Here is an 18,658-nt window from a genome sequence, read left to right on the forward strand (position 1 = left end):
ACCGCCTGCGGCTGGCTACATGATCCGTAACCCAACTATCCCACTAGCAGCCGACCCAAACCCGACAGGCTGCTAGGCCGAACGTTTCGGAGGGCAGCGATCTCCCGGCAGGGCAGACGCTGCTGCTGTTCGCCGATAAAGATGCTCAAGATGAAGACTTGGTCAGGCATGACCGAGATGGGTGGGAAGCAGACATCAGGGTTCCACCTGACTAAAGGGGGAAGCAGCTTAGCTTCACCGTGACCATCGCTTCACAGAACAGACATTTGCTATAGCAAGGCAAGACACACATTGATGGCTGCCCTAAGCGATGAAGTGGAATTTTGAACTCGCAACCGCGTCTTTGCTTTCTTTAACGATCATCGTTAGCTCTCTAGCCACGTTTGTTTATCTCAATTCGCCCTATGCTGTGGCGGTTCCCTATTTTGAGCTTACCTTTATGAGCTTGCTTCTCTCGCCCATTCTTGGCCTCGTCGTTGGTCGTGGGGGCCGCTTAGTGGCGGCGGTCACTGCATTGCATCTAGGCGCTGCCGCCGGTGCGCTCGCCATCTTGACGATGGTGGGCAGTTTTAGCAGTCGGCTAGGACTTTCAGAGCTACTTGGCCTTTCTCTCATTCTTTTCGTGGTTTTTTGTGAGGCTCCCGCACTAGCCTTCAATGTCAGGCGATCAGGTGGCCTACTTCGACCAAAGCAGGTGCTTGGCTCGGTCCTTGGTTTCGCTTGTAGCCTTATAGGCGGCTTTGCCCTGGGCACGGCACTGTGGTCAGCGACACTGCCGAACCAAATCATACGGGCTGCTGAAAACTTGGCTGGAGGTTATCCGTACTGCCTTCAAACCCGAAACGGCACACCGCGTCATATCAGTGAGCTTGAGGGACTGAAAATTTTGACGGCAGACGGCGGCAGAGTATCTCCGAACTTCCATGTGTTGCTTGTCATCGAAGCAGAGGGTGGGCAGCGATACGCGAACTGGTCCTTCCGCAGAGCTGTTTTCAAGAACGTCGATAAGGTCGTTCTTCACAGTCTCAGGTCTCAGCTAGTCTGCCTCCCGCAAGATGCCCTTGGCGAGCGACTACGCCGAGGCGGAAGTAAGGGTGCGCCGTTATAGGTCCGCTTTGGGTCGGGAGCGGCCAATCTCCGACTGCGGCGCAGCCTTTCATGCTCGGCAACGCTCATCAGCGCGCATAGTTTAATATTCAAGGCGCTAGTGATTATTCGGATTTCACCTGCAAGAAGAATAACATTCGGCCTGATCTGTCGATTGGCTAAAAACTGTGTTCTAAACGGGTGTCAGGAAATATACGTAAAATTTTCTGCTTAGGATTGCTCGATCAGATAATATTATAAATCTCGACATTTTTTTATTCAGCGGCGAAGCAGGTAATCGGCCGCCTAGCTATTGTCGATCGCATTTTTCTTGATGCGCATTCGAAACGATAAGGAAGACGCTGTGTAGTCTAGGTGAGCTAAAAAGGCGGCAGACAAAACCTCCTCGCTCAACAACGACCTTGACTGAAGGACTAAATTCCTATTACCCTTCGCCTCGCTGGCAACTGGAGGGCACTACCCATTTCCCGCCTCACCACCCCCACCCCCTGGACCCCACTCTCCGACACCGCCTGGGCCGCCCTGCACCCCTTCCTCCCGGCCCTCGCCCCGCAGGGCCGCCGCACTGCCGATCTGCGCGCGCGGATGGATGCCATCTTCCACCTCGCCCACCTGCGCGGCGCCGCCTGGCGCGACCTGCCCGAACATCACGGCCGCCCCGACACCGTCTCCCGCTTCTTCCGCCGCCTGACGCATGGCGGCGTCTGGCACCGCCTGCTGCGCGCCCTGGCCAAGTTGCCGCCGGGCCACCCGCTCCGCGCCATCGAATACAGCATCTGCCGCGCCTGCCGCCGCGCCGCGCGCCTGGGCGGCATGCCGCTCCTCATCCTGATCCGCCGCCTCGGCCTGCGCTCGGCCCTCGCCGCGCCGCCCTGGCTGCTGCCCGATCCGCTTTTGTCCGAAACCCTGCACCGCTGGCCGCTCGGGCCCCGCCCGGCCGCCGATGCGCTGCGCAGCCTCGCCCGCCTGCTGCGCGATGCCGCCGGGCGGGCGCGGATTCCCCGCTCCGTGCGGCTGGGCTGGCCGTGACCGCCTTGCCCGCCCCGCGCCACTGCGGCAAACCCCCCACCCGGAACTTCGCTGAACTCGCTCCTTCGGAAAGGGGACCCGCGCGATGGCGGTCAAGGACGTGAAAAAGGTGGTGCTCGCCTACTCCGGCGGGCTCGACACCTCGGTCATCCTGAAATGGCTGCAAACCACCTACGGCTGTGAGGTGGTGACCTTCACCGCCGACCTCGGCCAGGGCGAGGAGCTGGGCCCGGCCCGCGACAAGGCGCGCCTGCTGGGCATCAAGGAAGAAAACATCTTCATCGACGACCTGCGGGAGGAATTCACGCGGGATTTCGTCTTCCCCATGTTCCGCGCCAACGCGCTGTATGAGGGCCAGTACCTCCTCGGCACCTCCATCGCGCGCCCCCTGATCGCCAAGCGCCAGATCGAGATCGCCGAGCAGGTCGGCGCCGACGCCGTCTCCCACGGCGCCACCGGCAAGGGCAACGACCAGGTCCGCTTCGAGATCGGCTATTATTCCCTAAAGTCCGACGTGAAGGTGATCGCCCCCTGGCGCGAATGGGACCTGACCTCGCGCACCCGCCTGCTGGAATTCGCCGAGGCCAACCAGATCCCCATCGCCAAGGACAAGCGCGGCGAGGCCCCCTTCAGCGTCGACGCCAACCTCCTGCACAGCTCCTCCGAGGGCAAGATCCTGGAGGAGCCCTGGGACGAGCCGCCTGAGATCGTCTGGCAGCGCACCATCCGCCCCGAGGACGCGCCGGACGTCGCCACCGAGATCACGATCGAGTTCGAGCGCGGCGACGCGGTGGCCATCAATGGTGAGCGCCTCTCCCCCGCCACCCTGCTGACCCGCCTGAACGAGCTCGGCCGCGCCAACGGCATCGGCCGCCTCGATCTGGTGGAGAACCGCTTCGTCGGCATGAAGTCCCGCGGCTGCTACGAAACCCCCGGCGGCACCATCCTCTACGTCGCCCACCGCGCCATCGAGAGCATCACCCTGGACCGCGAGGTGGCCCACCTCAAGGACAGCCTGATGCCGAAATACGCGGAGCTGATCTACAACGGCTTCTGGTTCGCGCCCGAGCGCCGGATGATCCAGGCCATGGTCGATGAAAGCCAGCGCAGCGTCTCCGGCACCGTCCGCCTGAAGCTCTACAAGGGCAACACCATTGTCACCGGCCGCCAGTCGCCCAACAGCCTCTACTCCATGAAGCACGTCACCTTCGAGGACGACCAGGGCGCCTACGACCAGTTCGACGCCCAGGGCTTCATCAAGCTGAACGCGCTCCGCCTGCGCCTCGGCGCCATGGCAGGCCGCAAGGGCGGCGCGGTCTGACCCCGGCGGGGCGGCACCCGTCGCCCCGCAACCGGCTTTCCCCGCGCGGGGCTCCGCGAAGGGAGGATCGCCGGTGGTGCGCCCCGGCTCTCGGCGCGCCGAGGCCGCACCGGGCGGCAGAACGGAGCAGGGCCCGGCGGCGCCACCCCGCCGCCTGGCCATCCACCCGGCTTCAGGCGTGGCGCGGCGTGGCCGACCCGCCCAGCAGGCGGCGCGGCTCCAGCGCCAGCGCGCCGGCCCCGAGGCCCGCCTGCGCGATCATCGCGACGATCCAGAACACCGGGAATTCCCAGCCGCCGCCGGCATTGCTGAACACCCAGCCATGGCCGGCATGCTGCAGCGCGGCGCCGATCAGGATCGGCAGGGTCAGCAGCGACACCAGCCGGGTCCAGATGCCGAGAACCAGCGCGATGCCGGCGGCGGTCTCCGCCAGCGCCACGACCGCGCCGAAGATGGGTGGGTAGCCCAGGCTGCCGAAGAAGCCCATCGTGCCGGGAAGGCCGAAGACCAGGATCTTCATCCACAGGCCGTGGGCCAGGAACAGGATGCCCAGGCTGATGCGCAACAGGGCGATGGCGTAGGGGGTGGTGCGGGTCTCGGTCATCGGTTCGCTCTCCGTCGGGGAAGCGGCCCATCCGGCCGCGGGGTCCTTGCTATCCCGGTTGGGCTCTCGTCTTCCAAACGCGAAGCGGAACGGCCATCATTCGCCGCATCAATGGCTGATCTTTCCACCCTCGACCTCAACCTCCTGCGGGTATTCGACGCCGTGGCGCGCGAACGGCACGTCACGCGCGCCGCGGCCCGGCTGAACCTGTCGCAGCCGGCGGTGTCCAACGCCCTGACCCGCCTGCGCGCGGCGCTGGGGGACGAGCTGTTCCTGCGCCGCCCTGGCGGGGTAGAGCCGACCGCGCTGGCATCGTCCCTGGCCGCGCCCGTGGCCGAGATGCTGGACCAGCTGCGCGATGCGCTCGCCGCCCATGCCCCCTTCGACCCGGCCAGTGCGCGGCGGGTGTTTCCCGTCGGCCTGTCGGAATATGCCGAGGCGGTGCTGGCCCCACCGCTGCTGGCCCGGCTGGCCGCCGAGGCGCCGGGCTGCCTGGTCGCCATCCATCATGCCGACCGCACCAACGCGCTGAGCATGCTGGAGGAGGACGCGGTGCAGATGGCGCTCGGCATGCTGCCGGAACCGCCGGCCCTCTATACCCGGCTGCGCCTGCTGCCCGAGGCGTTCCTGGTGCTGATGCGCCCTGGCCATCCGCTGGCGGAGGGCGAACTGACCATCGCCCGCCTCGCCGAATGGCCGCACCTGCTGCACTCGCCCAACGGCTCGCGCGACGGCGCCCTGGATGCGCCGATGCGGGAGGCCGGGCATCCGCGCCGCCTGGGCGCGGTTGTGGCGCATCTGTCCGGCGTGCCGGGCATCCTGAAGCGCACCGACATGGTGATGGCGCTGTCGGCGCGGCTGGCGGTGCTGCTGGCCGAGGCGCATGGGCTGGTGTTCCGTCCCTGCCCGGTGGCCATCGCGCACACCCGCCTGTCGCTGATCTTTCCGCGGCGCTTCGAGGCCGACCAGGGCCATGCCTGGCTGCGCCGCCTGCTGCTCACCGTGGCGCGGGAAGCGGCGCAGGATCCGAAATGCCGCGAGCTGGAAGCGTGGGGGACGGCCCCGCTCTCCTCACTCCCCGTTCCCTAACTCCAGGGGCCGCGGCGCTGCGGCGGCCGCGACGCAGCCCAGGGATTGCCAGGGGTCGACGGCGTGCCCCGGGGCGCGGCGTTCCAACTGCCGTGCCGCGCCGGGCCGGCCTGCTGCGCCAGCTGGATCAGTGCCGCCACCCGGTTCTCGGTGCTCGGATGGGTGGAGAACAGGTTGTCCATCCGCTGCCCCGACAGCGGATTGACGATGAACATGTGCGCCGTGGCCGGGTTCGCCTCGGCGGCTTGGTTGAGAAAGGCGTGCCGCCCTTGTTCCAGCCGCATCAGCGCATGCGCCAGCCCCTGCGGATTGCCGCTGATGGCGGCGCCGGCCCGGTCGGCCTCGTATTCGCGGGACCGGCTGATCGCCATCTGCACCACGGCGGCAGCCAGGGGCGCCAGCAGCATCAGCAGCAGCGTGCCGACCGGACCCATGCCGCGCTCCTCCCGCCCACGCATGCCGCCGAACAGGAAGCCGAACTGCGCCAGCATGCCAATCGCGCCGGCGAGGCAGGCGGTCACCGTCATGATCAGCGTGTCGCGGTTGCGGATATGCGCCAGCTCATGCGCGATGACGCCTTCCACCTCCTCGGGCGGCATGCGCTGGATCAGGCCGGTGTTCACCGCCACCGCGGCGTTCTGCGGGTTGCGGCCGGTGGCGAAGGCATTGGGCTGGTCCTCGTGGAGCAGGTAGAGCGCCGGCATGGGAAGGCCGGCATTGGCGGCCAGCCGCTCAGTCATGCGGTAAAGCTCCGGCGCGTCTTCCGGCCCGATGGGCTGGGCGTTGTGCATCCGAAGCACCATGCGGTCGCTGTTCCACCAGGCGAACAGGTTGGTGGCGCAGGCCACCAGAAAGGCCACGCCCATGCCGGTGCGGCCGCCGATCGCGCCGCCGGCCGCCACGAACAGCGCCGTCATGGCCGCCAGCAGCAGGGTCGTTTTCAGATAGCCGCTCATCGCCCCGTTCCCTTTACGACCGTCCCACCCCAAATGAAGCGCATGGCAAACCATGAACAAGAGGCCGCCACCCCGGCCAGCCCTGAACCCGGCAACACGGCTGCGTCAGCCCCGCCGGCCGCCGCCCCGAAGCCGCAGCAGCCCTTGCCCAAGGAAGTGGACGGCCCGCCTGGTCCTGAACCGACCCGCTATGGTGATTGGGAACGCAAGGGCCGCGTCACCGACTTCTGACGAGAACATCCGGAGAACGTGCGCGCCCCGATTCGCACCGGTCGAAGTGCCCGGTTTGTTCCGTGCGAATCGCGCAGAAGCGAAGTCGGGGACCGCTAAGGCGTGGCCCGGGCTGGTTTTGTTCCGGTGCGGGGGCTGCTGAGCCAGACGCTGATGGCGAACACTGCCAGCCCGCCCAAGGCCAGCGTGATGCCGCTGCCCAGGCGTGACATGGTGGCGCCGAACAGCGCCGGCCCTGCCGCCTGCCCGAGAAAATAACAGAAGGCATGCAGGGCGACGGCCGATCCGCGCGCCAGGGGAGCCACCTCGGTCACGCGCACCTGGATCGAATTGTGCAGCATGAAGAAGCCGAGCCCGATCAGCACCCCGCCGCCGGTGGCGAGATTGAGCGGCGAGAAGCCCAGCACCGCCATGCCGCCCCACACCAGCAGCCCGGCCAGCCGCATCATCCGCGCCTGCCCCAGCCGCCGCAGCAGCAGCGGCGCCAGCAGGGTGTAGCCGAAGCCCCCCATGCCGAACCCGGCCACCGCCAGCCCGGCGCGCAGCGTGCCATGGCCGTCCGCCCCCAGCAGCGCCGCCAGGAAGGGGAAGGGGCCGAACACGAACATGCCTTCCAGGAACACGCCGCCATAGAGCGGCTGCGCCGCCGGATTGCGCAGGATGCCCCGGTAGCGGTGCAGCACCTCGGCCAGCGAGGGCGGCGGGGCCAGGGTGGCGGTGCCCGCCCGCCCGCGCGCATCCAGCACCAGCACCAGGCAGGACAGGGCGGCGACGGCCGTGCAGATCCACATCACGCCCCGCCAGCCGATGAACGGCGCCACCGCACCCGACACGGCGCCGCCGGCCAACTGCCCCAGGATGGCGTAGGCCAGGAAGCGGCTGATCGCCACCTGGCGCTGGGCCAGCGGCACGGTGTCGCCGAACAGCGCCAGCACCAGCGGAAAGATGCCGCCCGCCGCCAGTCCGGCGGCGACGCGCGCGGCGAACAGCCCGTCCAGGCTCGGCGCCAGGGCGCAGGCCGCCAGCATCAGCGACAACAGGCCGATGCACAGCGCCACCACCCGCCGCTTGCCGAAGGCGTCGCCGAGCGGCCCCAGCACCGGCTGCACCAGCGCGTAGGGCAGGGCGAAGGCGCTGGACAGCAGGGCCACCTGCTCATGCGGGGCGAGGAACTCAGTGGCGAGTTCCCCCATCAAGGGGTCCAGGGCGCGGCTTGCCAGGGCCCCCGCGAAGCCGGACATCCCGAACACCGCCACCATTCGCCGGATGGCCTGCGGCTCGGCCTGAGTCGTATCCATGCCGCCATGCTGCGCCGCGTCGTGGCCGGCGCCAAGTGCCAGGGACCCGGAAACAGAGCTGGGGAACAGGGGGCGAGGGAGCAGGCGCCGGGGGGGCCAGCCAAGGGCTCCGATCCGCTGATCCTCGCCGCGACGGCGCGCGGCGGGTGCCGGCGCCGGCCGCGCAACGCTGTGGCGGCCTGGGGATTTCGCTCCGCATGACACCACCCCGGGCCTCGGGCACTCGGCCGCATTCCCGTTCCTCCTGGTTCCGCAGCTTCTGCGCGTTCTGCCTCGACGTGACCCGGCGGGACCCCTTCCGTTCGGCGGCGCAGACGATCCTGGCGGTCCTCATCTCCTACAATGCGGCGCAGTGGCTGCGCCTGTCCGAGCCTTCCTGGGCCGTGTTCTCCGCGCTCTACGTGATCCAGGGCAGTGTCGGCGGCACCCTGACCGCCGCCCGGGACCGGGTACTAGGGGCCGTGCTGGGGTCCCTGGTCGCGCTGGGCTGCATCCACCTGATCGGCCTTGGCGGCTGGCGGACGATCCTGTGCCTGCTGGCCGGGATCGGGATCATGAGCCTGATCACCGGTGTCCGGCCGAGGTACAGCTATGGTCTGGTTCCGGTCGCCATCCTGATCATCGCTCCGGGCGTGGAACTGCTGGAGAACGCCGTTCACAAGATCGGCGCGATCGCGCTGGGCGCCACGGCCGGCGCGGCGGCCAGCGTGCTGATCCTGCCGCGCCAAGCCCATCGCAGTGCCGAGCAGCACCTGGCGAAGGCGCTGGAAGGCTGTGGCGAGCTTCTGTCCGCCTGCATGGCCGGGGTCCTGGCGCAGGACGCGCCGGATCTCCGGACGGCTCATGATCGGATCGCGCGCGAACTGGCCGCGGCCGGCACCATGATCGAGCAGACGCGGCTGCGCCGGAAGCGCAGGCGGCACGTGCCCCTGACGCCTCTCCTGAAGCAGATCGAGCGGTTGTGGTACAGCCTCGCCATGGCGGACCGCCTCAGCGCCCGGTGCCTGCCGGAGCCACTCCGCGACCACCTGGGCGAGCCGGTGCGGAACGCCACGCGGGATGCGGAGCGGTTCCTCGGCGAGATCGGCCAGGCGCTTGCGGACGGGACGCTGCCTGCCCGGGCCGGCGGCATCCGCAGCCCCGCCAGCGGGGTCGCCGCCGCTGTGGAGCAGATGCGCTCCGACGGGCTGTTCCAGCCGCTGCCGCAGGAGGATATTGAGCAGGTCTTCGGCCTGTCGCTGGCCTGGCAGCAGCTGTCGCGCAACATGAATGGCCTGCTGGAGGTCGCCGGCGACAGCCAGGACGGAACCGCCGCCGCCTGACGCGGTGCCGCACGGCCTGGCCGGCCCGCTCAGTTCCGCCGCACCGATCCGAAGAAATCCCGCAGCAGGGCGCCGCATTCCGCCTCGCGCAGGCCGCCGATCACTTCCGGCGCATGGTGGCAGGAGGGCGCGGCGAAGATCCGCGCGCCATGCTCCACCCCACCGCCCTTGGGATCATAGGCACCGAAGCAGACCCGCTTTACCCGGAAGAAGCTGGCCGCCTGCGCGCACATCGGGCAAGGCTCCAGCGTCACCGTGAGGGTGCAGTCGGGCAGGCGGGGCGAGTCGCGCCGCCGGGCGGCCTGCCGCAGCGCCAGGATCTCGGCATGGGCGGACGGGTCGCGATCGGCCTCCACCCGGTTGCCGGCCCGGCCCAGCACGCTGCCATCCGGCGCTGTGACCACGGCGCCCACCGGCACCTCGCCGCGCGCGGCGGCCGCGCGCGCCTCGGCCAGGGCCAGCTCGATCGGGCTCGGCGGGGGCGATGCCGGCATCAGGGGCCGATCAGCTGCCCGCCATCCACCACGATGCTCTGCCCCGTCACCCAGCGGGCACCGTGGGAGGCCAGGAACAGCACCACATCCGCCACCTCCTCGGGCTCGCCCAGGCGGCCGGCCGGGATCTGCGACCGCACCGATTCGTAGAGCGGCGAGCCTTCCAGCCGCCGCTGCTCCCAGGAGCCGCCGGGGAACTCGATGGAGCCGGGCGCCACCGCGTTCACCCGGATGCCCTTGGCGGCGTACATCTTGGCCTGGCTGCCGGTGTAGTGGTCGATGGCTGCCTTGATCGCGCCATAAGGGGCGCTGCGCGCGCTGGCCCGGAGCGCCGAGATCGAGGACAGGTTGACGATGGCGCCGCTGCCCGATTGCTCCAGGAATGGCAGGGCCGCGCGGGACGCGCGCACCGTGGCCATCATGTCCACGTTGAAGGATGCCGCCCAGCCCGCCTCGTCATCGGTGGAGCCGAAGCCGGACGCGTTGTTCACCAGCACGTCGATGCCGCCCAGCGCCGCCGCGGCGTTGGGGATGAAGGCGGCGATCTGTTCGGCATCCGCCAGGTCGCAGGGGGCGGCATGGGCCGTGGCGCCGAGCGCCGCGAGATCCTGACGCACCGCTTCCAGTCCGGCGGCGCCGCGGGCGCAGACGGCCACGGCGGCGCCTTCCCGCGCGAAGCCGAGCGCGATGGCGCGCCCGATGCCCCGGCTGCCGCCCATCACCACCACACGCCTGCCCTTGTGCTGCATCCTCGCCTCCTGTCCATCCGGAAATGCATTGTGGTCGCCGCGCCGCAGGGCTAGCAACCGCAGCCATGCGCAAGCTTCCCCTGATCGGCCTGACCCTGGATGCGGAACAGCCCGGCGGCTACTCCAAGCTGCCCTGGTACGCCCTCCGCCAGAACTATTTCTCCAGTGTCGCGGAGGCGGGCGGCCTGCCGGTCGCGCTGCCGCACCAGCCCGAGCTGGCCGAGCCATATCTCGACCGCATCGACGGGCTGCTGGTCACCGGCGGCGCGTTCGACGTGGACCCTTCGCTGTATGGCGGCGGGCCGGCGCACCCGACAGTGGCGCTGAAGCAGGGCCGCACCGCCTTCGAGCTGGCGATGGTGCGCGGCGCCCTGGCCCGCGACATCCCGATCCTCGGCATCTGCGGGGGTGAACAATTGCTGGCGGTGGCGCTGGGCGGCACGCTGATCCAGCACATCCCCGACAGCATCGCCGATGCGCTGGCGCATGAGCAGCCCAACCCGCGCACGGAGCCGGGGCACGAGGTCGCCGTCACCGCCGGCACGTTGCTGGCCCGCATCGTCGGCGGCCCGCGCATGGCGGTGAACTCGGCACATCATCAGGCGGTGGAGCGGCCAGGGCCGGACGCCATCGTCAACGCCGTGGCGCCGGATGGCGTGGTCGAGGGCATCGAGAGCATCCGGCACCGCTTCGCCCTGGGCGTGCAGTGGCACCCCGAATACGCGGTGGACCGCGCCGACCGCCGCATCCTGGACGGTTTCGTGGCAGCGGCGCGGGGCGAGAACCTGGTGGCGCCGGAGCGGGCGTCGTGAGCGATCCGGTGGAGGAGAGCGAAGGCACGGCCGAGCGCGGCGAGCGCATCGCCAAGTGGCTGGCGCGGGCCGGCATCGCCAGCCGGCGCGACGCCGAGAAGCTGATCGCCGAGGGCGCCGTGGCGCTGAACGGCCGGGTGGTGGAAACCCCGGCCACCTTTGTGGGCCCCGAGGACCGCGTCACCGTCAACAAGAAGCCGGTCGGCGCGCCGGAGCGGACGCGGCTGTTCCGCTACCACAAGCCGCCCGGCCTGGTGACCACCCACAAGGATCCGGAACAGCGCCGCACCGTGTTCGACGAGCTGCCGGAGGGGCTGCCGCGCCTCGTCTCGGTGGGCCGGCTCGACCTCAACTCCGAAGGTCTGCTGCTGCTGACCAATGACGGCGCGCTGAGCCGCAAGCTGGAGCTGCCGGACAATGAATGGGTGCGCCGCTACCGCGCCCGCGTGCATGGCCGCGTCGACGAGCGCGCCCTGGCCGAGCTGGCGCGCGGCGTCACGGTGGAGGGTGTCGCCTATGGCCCGATCGAGGCGGGGCTGGATTCACGCCAGGGCACCAATGCCTGGCTCACCGTGTCGCTCACCGAGGGCAAGAACCGCGAGGTGCGCCGCGTGCTGCAGCATCTCGGCCTGACGGTGACGCGGCTGATCCGCGTCGCCTACGGCCCCTTCACCCTGGGCACCCTGCCGCGCGGCGCGGTGGAGGAGGTGAACGCCAAGTTCATGCGCGAGCAGCTCGGCCTCGATGCGCCACCGCGCATCCTGCGCGGGGTGGAGCGCGCCGCCGAGGCCGCCCGGGTCACCGCCGCGGACGAGGCGCGCGCCGCCGCCAAGCCGGAGGCGGTGCAGCGCAGCCGCCCGGCCAAGCCGCCGCGCGCGCGCAACGCCACCGAGAAGCTGCGCCGCCCCTGGGGGGCCGTGGCGCAGGGGCCGGATGCCGACCAGCCGGAAGGGCCGAGCCGCGACCGGGGCCGCCGGCGCGGACCGCGCAAGCCCGGCTGATGCGCATCATTGCCGGCCGCAACCGGGGCCGGACGCTGGAAGCCCCGCCCGGCGCCGCCACCCGCCCCACCGCCGACCGCGTGCGCCAGGCGCTGTTCGACATGCTGTGGCATGCCCCCTGGGCCGGGCGGGGCATGATCGAGGAGGCCCGGGTGCTGGATGCCTTTGCCGGCACCGGCGCGCTGGGGCTGGAGGCCCTGTCGCGTGGGGCCGCCAGCGCGTATTTCATGGAGCGCGACCGCGTCGCCCTGGGCGTGCTGCGCGCCAACATCACCGCCTGCCGCGAAACCGAGCGTGCCCAGATCCTGCCCGGCGACGCCACGCGGCCGCCGCGGGCCGCCGCTGCCTGCGGGCTGGTGTTCCTGGACCCGCCCTATGCGCAGGAGCTGGTGCCCAAGGCGGTGGCGGCGCTCACCGCCGCCGGCTGGATCGCGCCCGGCGCGCTGATCTGCGCCGAGCTGGGCGTGGCCGAGACGCTGGAGCTTCCGGGTGCCGAGGTGCTGGCGGAGCGGGCGCACGGCGCCGCGCGGGTGATCTGCCTTCGCGCCCCATAGGAGAACGGGCCGGAGACGCGGCGCTGCCCCCGGCCCGGACCACCCGGCGCGGAGTACGGGCGTGAACTACCCGGCGACCACCGAGCGGAACTGCCGCCACAGGCTGGTGGGGCGTTCCGGGTCCACCAGGTCGGTTTCCGCGATCGCCTCCTCACCGGCGGTCAGCTCGCGCATCGGCAGCGGCGCCAGCTTCTTCGGCCCCGTGTTCAGCGCCTCGATGGCGCCGATCAGCGAGCCGCCGGCGGCGGTGATGGCGGCCGTGACCTCGGCGGCGTCGCGGCCGAGATGCTCGGCCAGCAGGTCGTCGCGGCGGGCGGTGATCAGGGCGCGAACCGCCGCCGGATCATCCGCCGCCGCCGCCTCGATCGCCAGGTCGCACTCGGTGTCGTAGCCCATCGAACGGTTGTTCAAATTGGCCGAGCCGATCTTCAGCAGCGCGTCGTCCACCACCATCACCTTGGCATGGACGTAGATCGGCTGCTCGGCCTCGTTCACCGGGTGGAAAATGCGGAAGCGGTCGTACCGGTCCGCCCGGCGCACCAGATTGACCAAGCGGAGGCGCGCCGAGTCCATGGCCTTGGCTTCCAGCCAGCCATCCGCCGTGTCGGGGTTGACGATCACCACTTCCGGCCCGTCCGGCTCCTGCAGGCGGGCGGCGATCGCCTCGGCGACCTTGCGGGACGCGAAATACTGGCTCTCGATGTAGAGCGTGCGGCGCGCGGCCTCGATGGCGCGAAAGGTCAGCGCCTCGATCTCGCTGACCTGCGGCACCTCGTCATATTGTGCCAGGGTGCGGGCGATGCCCACGGGGATGTCCCGGAACTCGGCTTCCAGGCCCTCGGGCCAGGGTGTCTCGGCGGGCACCGGGGGGTGGCCCAGGGTTTCGCCGGTGGCGCGATGCCAGCGGCGGCGCGCCACCTCGCCCAGCGCGCGCGCCAGTGGGCCGCTGGCGCAGGTGGTGACGTCGTGCCAGGGGCCGAGCCGCTTGCCACCCGGCGAGTGCCGCGCCGGCGCGTCGGGGCCGTGGTCGCGGGTGTCCCAGCGGCCCATGGTGATGTCGATGCCGCCGCAGAAGGCCAGGGCGTCATCGATCACCATCAGCTTCATGTGGTGCGCGGCGGCGGCCGGGTGAGCGCCGTCAAGCCGCAACTGGATCTGCTTGCCGCCCATCCAGTTCAGCAGAAAGAAGGGCGTTTCGCCGCGCGACAGGGAGCGCAGCAGGCCGAGGTCCCATTTCAGGATGCGCACCTCCAGCCCCGGCTTGCGGCGGGCCACCCAGTTGAGGAAGCGGCCGATGCGATTCGGGCCGTCCAGTGTCTGGCCCTGCGGCTCCAGCTCGATCCGGGCATCGAAATCCCAGCCGATCAGCGTCACCGCGTGCTGCGCCTGCAGGATGGCCGATTTGGCGGCGCGGAAATAATCCGCGGCATCCACGATCACGGCCAGGCGGTCGGCGCGCGCGAGTTTCCAGCAGGTATGGCCAGGCTGCAGCAGGGTGTCCGGACGAGGGGAAGTGATCGGCTCCGGGTCGGACTCGGGCTCGGGCATTCGGCGGGCACTCTCTTTGCCGGACCAACATTGTGGTCGTGCTCAAGTTCCTCAACTCAACTCTTTTTGTGGCTCAGCACGCAACGGCCTCGAAGGCGATCAAAATTGGCATGGCTTCGCCGCGCTTGAGCAGCCGTGCCGGCCGGTCTCCGCCGAAGTCGCGCGGGCGCCATTCGCGACAGGCCGCGACGCGCAGCCCGGCCCGCGCGAAGCCGTTCAGGTGGTCCGCGATGCCATGCGCCACCACCGGCATGCGCACCTCGCCCTCCTCATCCCGGAAATGCGCGCCGACGCCACCCAGGCTGAGATAGGGATGGATCTCCAGCACCAGCACGCGGCCGCCGGGGCGCAGCAGCCGGCGCGCCTCGGCCAGCGGCGTGACGGGATCGGCCACATGCTCCAGCGTCAGGCTGAACAGCACGGCGTCGGCGGTGGCGTCCGGCAGCGGCACCGGATGCAGCATGTCCTGCTGCCACAGCCGCGCGGACGGAACGGCGGCGCGCGCCACCCCGAGCATGCCCGCCGACAGGTCGAAGCCGCTGAGCGGCCCGGCCCCGTGCCGGCGCAGCAGCCGCAGGTTGCCGCCGGTGCCGCAGCCGAACTCCACCACGGCCCGGCCGCGCAGGGTCGGTGCCAGGCTGTCGAGGGCGCGGCGGGCTGCGAACACCATGGGATTGTCGGTGCTGTCATAGCCCGGCGCCCAGCGGTCATAGGCCGCCTGGACAGGCAGGAAGACAACGGGCGTGGTACTATCGGCCATGGGTCGGTTCCCCTGTTCGAGGAAACCGCCCCGTTTTCGGGGCGAGTAGTGTACCGGGCGCGGGGACCCGTTCAGCTCCGCCAGAGCGCCGTGATTCTAGCCTGCCGCGAAGGCCATTTCAATGCGGAGCCTCCGGAGCTACTCGGCGGCCAGCGGTGCGGCCTCGGGCGGCGTGGCCGCCGGCCGGTCCAGCCGCACGCCGAGCCGGCCATACACCTCGGCCAGCTTCTTCTCATAGGCTTCGCTGCTGAACAGGGCGGCCCGCTTCGGCCCAGCCTCGGCCAGCTGCCCGCGAAGGTCGGCACCCGTGTCGAGAGCGCGGATCGCCTCCACCATGGCGCGCACGTCGTAGGGATCGACGGTGAGGGCGGCGTCACCCACCACCTCCGGCAGGGAGGAGGTGTTGGAGGTCATCACCGGCGTGCCGAGCTTCATCGCCTCCAGCGCCGGCAGGCCGAAGCCCTCGTACAGGGAAGGAAACAGTGCCGCCTTGGCGCCGCGGATCAGCGACACCAGCAGGCGGAACGGCGCGTAGTCGAGCAGGATGATCTTGCGCCGCGTGCGCAGGATCGAGCCTTCCTGCACCTGGTAGCGGATGTGGTCGTCGAACAGGAGCTTCAGCTCCTCCTCGCTCTTCCAGGCCTGCTTGCCGACGATCACCAGCGGCAGCTCGGAGCCGGAGGCGAGAAACGCCTCGATCATGCGGCCGACATTCTTCTTCGGCTCGATGGCGCCGAAGAACAGGAAATAGCCCTTCCAGCCGAGGCCGAAGGAGCCGGCGATCTCGTCCCGCGCCTCGGCCAGCGGCTTGTCGGTGAATTTCCGCGGCAGCTCGACCGACTGGTAGGTGTTGGTGACCTTGTCGGGATCGGCGCCCAGCAGGTTGATGATGTCGCGCCGCGACGCCTCGCTGACCGTGACGATGTGGTCGGCCTTCTGCGCGATCAGCTTGTTCAGCCGGAAGTAGCGGCGCTTGTGGTCGAGGGTGGTGAAGGGCAGGCGCAGCGGCACCAGGTCATGCAGGCAGTAGATGTTCTTCACCCCCGGCATCTGCATGGCGATGGGGTAGGTCCAGTGCATGATCTGCGGCGGCTGCGGCATGCGCACCGTCAGGCGCGATTTGAACCACTTGAAGTGGTTGGCCGCCTGGGTGAAGCCGTTCTCGACGTTCCACAGGTGGTCGAAATGCGGCATCCGGTTGTCGAAGGTGGTGGCCACCACGCGGCCGGTGATCGGCACCTGCGTCGCGTATTCGCCCAGATTGCCCAGCGTGGTGCGCCGCACATTGCGCATCCAGCGCAGTATCGTGCCGGGCTCGCCCACCCGGTTGTCGAAAAACGCGATCTCGCGGATCAGCGGGTTGCGGCTGGGGCTGGCGCGGGTGCCGTACAGCACGCCGACCTCGGCCCCCATCGCGCCGAGGCGAAAGCTGAGGTTGCGGGCATAGGTGGCCACCCCCGTGCCCTGGTCGAGAGCGAGGTTGTAGCCATCGAGGTAGATTCGCGGGCGCATGGGCGGAACCTAGCCGAGTGCGCCTGTTAGGCGAAGCGTATTCATCACGACCCCTTGACCGGAACCCCACGCTGTCGTGAAGGGTGACGGCGGATGCGGGGAGCGGGGCATGGCCGACGAAGCGGGGCAGGATGCGGAAATGCTGCGGCGCGAGGCCGACGGGCTGCGCGACCGCGGCCACTGGCAGGCGGCGGCCGCCGCCTATGGCGCGTTCCTACGGCTGCGGCCCGACGATGCCGGCATGCAGGTGCAGCAGGCGCATTGCCTGAAGGAACTGGGCGAGGTGCGGCAGGCCCTGACGCTGTACCGCGCCGCCTGGCGCAGCCGCCCGCTGGATTCCGACATCCCGCTGCAGATCGGCCACGCCGAGAAGCTGCTGGGCCAGCGCGACCACGCTCGCGCGGCCTATGCCGCCGCCGTGGCGCTGGATCCCGGCGCCGTCGGACCCTGGGCCGAATGGATCGCCCTGGTGGCCGACCGTCCGGAACGCGCCGCGCCGCGCGCCGGCGGCATCGTGCTCGACCTCACCGACCTGACCCAGTGGATCCGCCAGGGCTACCGCGCGCCGAGCGGCATTCAGCGGGTGCAGATCGGCATCGCCCAGGGCGCCCTGGCCGGGGCCGAGCCGCCGCGTCTCTGCGCCATGCGCCCCGGCGGCCTGCGCGACTTCCCCGCCGCCCTGTTTCACCGCCTCGTTCACCTGATGACCACCGGCACCGAGGCGGACGAGCCGGCCTGGCGGGAAGCCACCGGCCTGCTGGAAGCGCTGCTGGAGCGGCCGCCGGCGCTGCGCTTCGCGCCCGGCGCCGTGCTGGTGCCGCTGGGCGGCACCTGGGGCGTGCCCGGCCATCTCGGCACACTGCGTGCCGCGCGCCAGCGCGACGGGCTGCGGCACGTGCCGCTGGTGCATGACTGCGTGCCGCTGCTGATGCCGGAATACTGCCAGGAGGGCACGGTGAGCGGTTATTCGCGCTGGTTCGCCAACCTCGCGCTGCATGCCGACGGCGTGCTCACCGTGTCGCGCTCGACGCGCGACGACCTGCGGCGGCTACACGCGGCCCTGCTGCCCGAATTGCCGGTGCCGCGCGCGGCGGTGGTGCGCATGGACGCGGCGCCGGCCGCGCCGCCGCCGCGCCCGCCAGCCGACCACCCGCTGCTGCGCGGCGACGCCCCCTTCGTGCTGTTCGTTGCCACCATGGAGGGGCGCAAGGACCACCGCATGGTGTTCAGCGCCTGGCTGACGCTGCTGCGCCGCCTCGGCGCCAGGCAGGTGCCGCTGCTGGCCTGCGTCGGCAAGCCGGGCTGGCGGGCCGAGCCGGCCCTGTCGCTGCTGGAGCATTCGCCGGAGCTGCGCGCCAAGGTGCGGCTGCTGCACGACGTGTCGGACCCGGTGCTGGCGGCGCTGTACCGGCGGAGCCTGTTCACCGTCTACAACAGCCTGCACGAGGGCTGGGGTCTGCCGGTCACGGAAAGCCTGGCCGCCGGCCGCGCCGTGGTGACGCCCGCGCATTCCGCGCTGGTGGAATCCGGCCAGGGCGGTGCCACCTTCTTCACCCCCGGCAACGAGCCGGAGCTGGTGGAGCTGCTCGGCCGCATGATCACCGACCCGGCCTTCCGTGAGGCCGAGCAGGCGCGCGCGGCGGCGGTGCCGCTGCGGCCCTGGAGCGTGGTGGCGGCGCAATTGCTGGCGGAGGCGGCCCGCCTCGCCGAACAGGAGAACGGCGTGCTGCCGCGCCTGCCGCTGGCACCCGCCATCCGGCATCCGGTGCGCCGCATGGCGGCCAGCCGGCCGAACCTCGGCATGGCGGTGGCCGAGGCGGTGCGCGAGGGCGATGGCTGGTATCCGCTGGAGGATGCGGGCGTCTGGACCCGTCCCGGCGATGCCACCCTGTTCCTGCCGCTCGATGCCGAACATGCCGGCCCGCTGCGGCTGGAGCTGGACCTGCTCGGCCCGGCGCAGCCGCAGATGGTGGAGCTGCATGTGATGCGGGAGGGCGCTCCGCCGGCGCTGCCGGTGCCGGTGCGGCTGGAGGCCGGTGCGCGCCTCGCCGTGGCGCTGGAGGTGCCGGCCGGCGGGGCCGAGGTGACGGTCGACCTGCATTGCGGCGAGGCCCGGCCGGACCCGTCGGGCCGCCCGGTCGGCGTCGGCCTGCTGGGCTTCGCCTTCGCGGCGGTGGAGCGGGAGGATGAGCGGCTGGCGCTGCTGGAGCTGCGGCACTTCCAGCACGCGCCGCCGCTGCCGGAGCATTGATCCGGCGAAGCGGGCGGGGA

General features: G+C 70.4%; 17 protein-coding genes and 1 pseudogene. 10 read left to right on the plus strand and 8 right to left on the minus strand.

Going from position 1 to position 18,658, the window contains the following annotated elements:
* Positions 1-310: 310 nt before the first annotated feature.
* From D2K64_RS24525 to D2K64_RS17990, 3 genes are all read left to right on the plus strand, one after another.
* Positions 311-1,108, plus strand: coding sequence for a hypothetical protein (locus D2K64_RS24525; RefSeq protein WP_157985920.1), 798 nt, complete (start codon positions 311-313; stop codon positions 1,106-1,108).
* Between the two features lie 461 nt (positions 1,109-1,569).
* Positions 1,570-2,136, plus strand: a complete 567-nt coding sequence (locus D2K64_RS17985) for a transposase (protein WP_202910733.1) — start codon at positions 1,570-1,572, stop codon at positions 2,134-2,136.
* Between the two features lie 85 nt (positions 2,137-2,221).
* Positions 2,222-3,457 (plus strand): argininosuccinate synthase, encoded by a 1,236-nt coding sequence (locus D2K64_RS17990; RefSeq protein ID WP_120009775.1) that lies wholly within the window; start codon positions 2,222-2,224, stop codon positions 3,455-3,457.
* Positions 3,458-3,629: 172 nt separating this feature from the next.
* On the opposite strand, the gene D2K64_RS17995 is transcribed toward D2K64_RS17990, so the two are convergent.
* Complete coding sequence (locus D2K64_RS17995) at positions 3,630-4,061, minus strand: DoxX family protein (RefSeq protein WP_120009776.1); 432 nt, start codon at positions 4,059-4,061, stop codon at positions 3,630-3,632.
* Positions 4,062-4,172: 111 nt separating this feature from the next.
* On the opposite strand from D2K64_RS17995, the gene D2K64_RS18000 reads away from it, so the two are divergent.
* Positions 4,173-5,150, plus strand: a complete 978-nt coding sequence (locus D2K64_RS18000; RefSeq protein ID WP_120009777.1) for a LysR family transcriptional regulator — start codon at positions 4,173-4,175, stop codon at positions 5,148-5,150.
* Here D2K64_RS18000 and htpX read toward each other — a convergent pair.
* A complete protein-coding gene (gene htpX / locus D2K64_RS18005) occupies positions 5,147-6,106 on the minus strand; it encodes a zinc metalloprotease HtpX (RefSeq protein ID WP_120009778.1) in 960 nt (319 codons plus the stop codon). The two genes, D2K64_RS18000 and htpX, sit on opposite strands and share 4 nt — an antisense overlap.
* A 42-nt stretch (positions 6,107-6,148) precedes the next feature.
* Between htpX and D2K64_RS18010 the strand changes: the two genes are divergently transcribed.
* Entirely contained in the window at positions 6,149-6,337 is a 189-nt protein-coding gene (locus D2K64_RS18010) for a DUF1674 domain-containing protein (RefSeq protein WP_120009779.1), read from the plus strand.
* 95 nt (positions 6,338-6,432) lie between these two features.
* On the opposite strand, the gene D2K64_RS18015 is transcribed toward D2K64_RS18010, so the two are convergent.
* Positions 6,433-7,635, minus strand: coding sequence for an MFS transporter (locus D2K64_RS18015; protein WP_120009780.1), 1,203 nt, complete (start codon positions 7,633-7,635; stop codon positions 6,433-6,435).
* Between the two features lie 197 nt (positions 7,636-7,832).
* Between D2K64_RS18015 and D2K64_RS18020 the strand changes: the two genes are divergently transcribed.
* Entirely contained in the window at positions 7,833-8,957 is a 1,125-nt protein-coding gene (locus D2K64_RS18020) for an FUSC family protein (RefSeq protein WP_120009781.1), read from the plus strand.
* A 29-nt stretch (positions 8,958-8,986) separates the two neighbouring features.
* Here D2K64_RS18020 and D2K64_RS18025 read toward each other — a convergent pair whose 3' ends face one another.
* Together D2K64_RS18025 and D2K64_RS18030 are read right to left on the minus strand one after the other, a co-directional pair.
* The gene (locus tag D2K64_RS18025; protein ID WP_120009782.1) at positions 8,987-9,451 is read right to left on the minus strand and encodes a nucleoside deaminase; all 465 of its coding nucleotides are present in this window, start codon (positions 9,449-9,451) and stop codon (positions 8,987-8,989) included.
* Entirely contained in the window at positions 9,451-10,200 is a 750-nt protein-coding gene (locus D2K64_RS18030) for an SDR family NAD(P)-dependent oxidoreductase (protein WP_120009783.1), read from the minus strand. The genes D2K64_RS18025 and D2K64_RS18030 overlap by 1 nt, the downstream gene beginning before the upstream one ends.
* Before the next feature lie 65 nt (positions 10,201-10,265).
* Here D2K64_RS18030 and D2K64_RS18035 point away from each other — a divergent pair, with 65 nt between their 5' ends.
* The 3 genes and pseudogenes from D2K64_RS18035 to rsmD all read left to right on the plus strand — a co-directional run bounded on the left by D2K64_RS18035 (position 10,266) and on the right by rsmD (position 12,567).
* On the plus strand, positions 10,266-11,012 hold the full coding sequence (locus D2K64_RS18035; protein ID WP_120009784.1) for a gamma-glutamyl-gamma-aminobutyrate hydrolase family protein: 747 nt from the start codon (positions 10,266-10,268) through the stop codon (positions 11,010-11,012).
* An 8-nt stretch (positions 11,013-11,020) separates the two neighbouring features.
* Positions 11,021-11,749, plus strand: a pseudogene (locus D2K64_RS18040) (pseudouridine synthase); the annotation flags it as partial.
* A 263-nt stretch (positions 11,750-12,012) separates the two neighbouring features.
* Complete coding sequence (rsmD, locus tag D2K64_RS18045) at positions 12,013-12,567, plus strand: 16S rRNA (guanine(966)-N(2))-methyltransferase RsmD (protein ID WP_120009785.1); 555 nt, start codon at positions 12,013-12,015, stop codon at positions 12,565-12,567.
* Between the two features lie 66 nt (positions 12,568-12,633).
* Here rsmD and D2K64_RS18050 read toward each other — a convergent pair whose 3' ends face one another.
* The 3 genes from D2K64_RS18050 to D2K64_RS18060 form a co-directional block, all read right to left on the minus strand.
* Positions 12,634-14,115, minus strand: a complete 1,482-nt coding sequence (locus D2K64_RS18050) for a phospholipase D-like domain-containing protein (RefSeq protein WP_120009786.1) — start codon at positions 14,113-14,115, stop codon at positions 12,634-12,636.
* A 73-nt stretch (positions 14,116-14,188) separates the two neighbouring features.
* A complete protein-coding gene (locus tag D2K64_RS18055) occupies positions 14,189-14,875 on the minus strand; it encodes a class I SAM-dependent methyltransferase (RefSeq protein ID WP_120009787.1) in 687 nt (228 codons plus the stop codon).
* A gap of 138 nt (positions 14,876-15,013) precedes the next feature.
* On the minus strand, positions 15,014-16,387 hold the full coding sequence (locus tag D2K64_RS18060) for a glycosyltransferase family 4 protein (protein WP_120009788.1): 1,374 nt from the start codon (positions 16,385-16,387) through the stop codon (positions 15,014-15,016).
* A gap of 109 nt (positions 16,388-16,496) precedes the next feature.
* Between D2K64_RS18060 and D2K64_RS18065 the strand changes: the two genes are divergently transcribed.
* A complete protein-coding gene (locus D2K64_RS18065) occupies positions 16,497-18,638 on the plus strand; it encodes a glycosyltransferase (protein WP_120009789.1) in 2,142 nt (713 codons plus the stop codon).
* The last annotated feature ends 20 nt before the right edge of the window (positions 18,639-18,658 follow it).

The organism is Teichococcus vastitatis, assembly GCF_003604215.1.
Lineage (GTDB): Bacteria > Pseudomonadota > Alphaproteobacteria > Acetobacterales > Acetobacteraceae > Pseudoroseomonas > Pseudoroseomonas vastitatis.

Bases quoted from the DNA above. Each gene is read 5' to 3' on its own strand.
- D2K64_RS24525 (WP_157985920.1), top strand. From the start codon at position 311: ATGAAGTGGAATTTTGAACTCGCAACCGCGTCTTTGCTTTCTTTAACG.
- D2K64_RS17990 (WP_120009775.1), top strand. From the start codon at position 2,222: ATGGCGGTCAAGGACGTGAAAAAGGTGGTGCTCGCCTACTCCGGCGGG.
- D2K64_RS17995 (WP_120009776.1), bottom strand. From the start codon at position 4,061: ATGACCGAGACCCGCACCACCCCCTACGCCATCGCCCTGTTGCGCATC.
- D2K64_RS18000 (WP_120009777.1), top strand. From the start codon at position 4,173: ATGGCTGATCTTTCCACCCTCGACCTCAACCTCCTGCGGGTATTCGAC.
- htpX (WP_120009778.1), bottom strand. From the start codon at position 6,106: ATGAGCGGCTATCTGAAAACGACCCTGCTGCTGGCGGCCATGACGGCG.
- D2K64_RS18010 (WP_120009779.1), top strand. From the start codon at position 6,149: ATGGCAAACCATGAACAAGAGGCCGCCACCCCGGCCAGCCCTGAACCC.
- D2K64_RS18015 (WP_120009780.1), bottom strand. From the start codon at position 7,635: ATGGATACGACTCAGGCCGAGCCGCAGGCCATCCGGCGAATGGTGGCG.
- D2K64_RS18020 (WP_120009781.1), top strand. From the start codon at position 7,833: ATGACACCACCCCGGGCCTCGGGCACTCGGCCGCATTCCCGTTCCTCC.
- D2K64_RS18025 (WP_120009782.1), bottom strand. From the start codon at position 9,451: ATGCCGGCATCGCCCCCGCCGAGCCCGATCGAGCTGGCCCTGGCCGAG.
- D2K64_RS18030 (WP_120009783.1), bottom strand. From the start codon at position 10,200: ATGCAGCACAAGGGCAGGCGTGTGGTGGTGATGGGCGGCAGCCGGGGC.
- D2K64_RS18035 (WP_120009784.1), top strand. From the start codon at position 10,266: ATGCGCAAGCTTCCCCTGATCGGCCTGACCCTGGATGCGGAACAGCCC.
- rsmD (WP_120009785.1), top strand. From the start codon at position 12,013: ATGCGCATCATTGCCGGCCGCAACCGGGGCCGGACGCTGGAAGCCCCG.
- D2K64_RS18050 (WP_120009786.1), bottom strand. From the start codon at position 14,115: ATGCCCGAGCCCGAGTCCGACCCGGAGCCGATCACTTCCCCTCGTCCG.
- D2K64_RS18055 (WP_120009787.1), bottom strand. From the start codon at position 14,875: ATGGCCGATAGTACCACGCCCGTTGTCTTCCTGCCTGTCCAGGCGGCC.
- D2K64_RS18060 (WP_120009788.1), bottom strand. From the start codon at position 16,387: ATGCGCCCGCGAATCTACCTCGATGGCTACAACCTCGCTCTCGACCAG.
- D2K64_RS18065 (WP_120009789.1), top strand. From the start codon at position 16,497: ATGGCCGACGAAGCGGGGCAGGATGCGGAAATGCTGCGGCGCGAGGCC.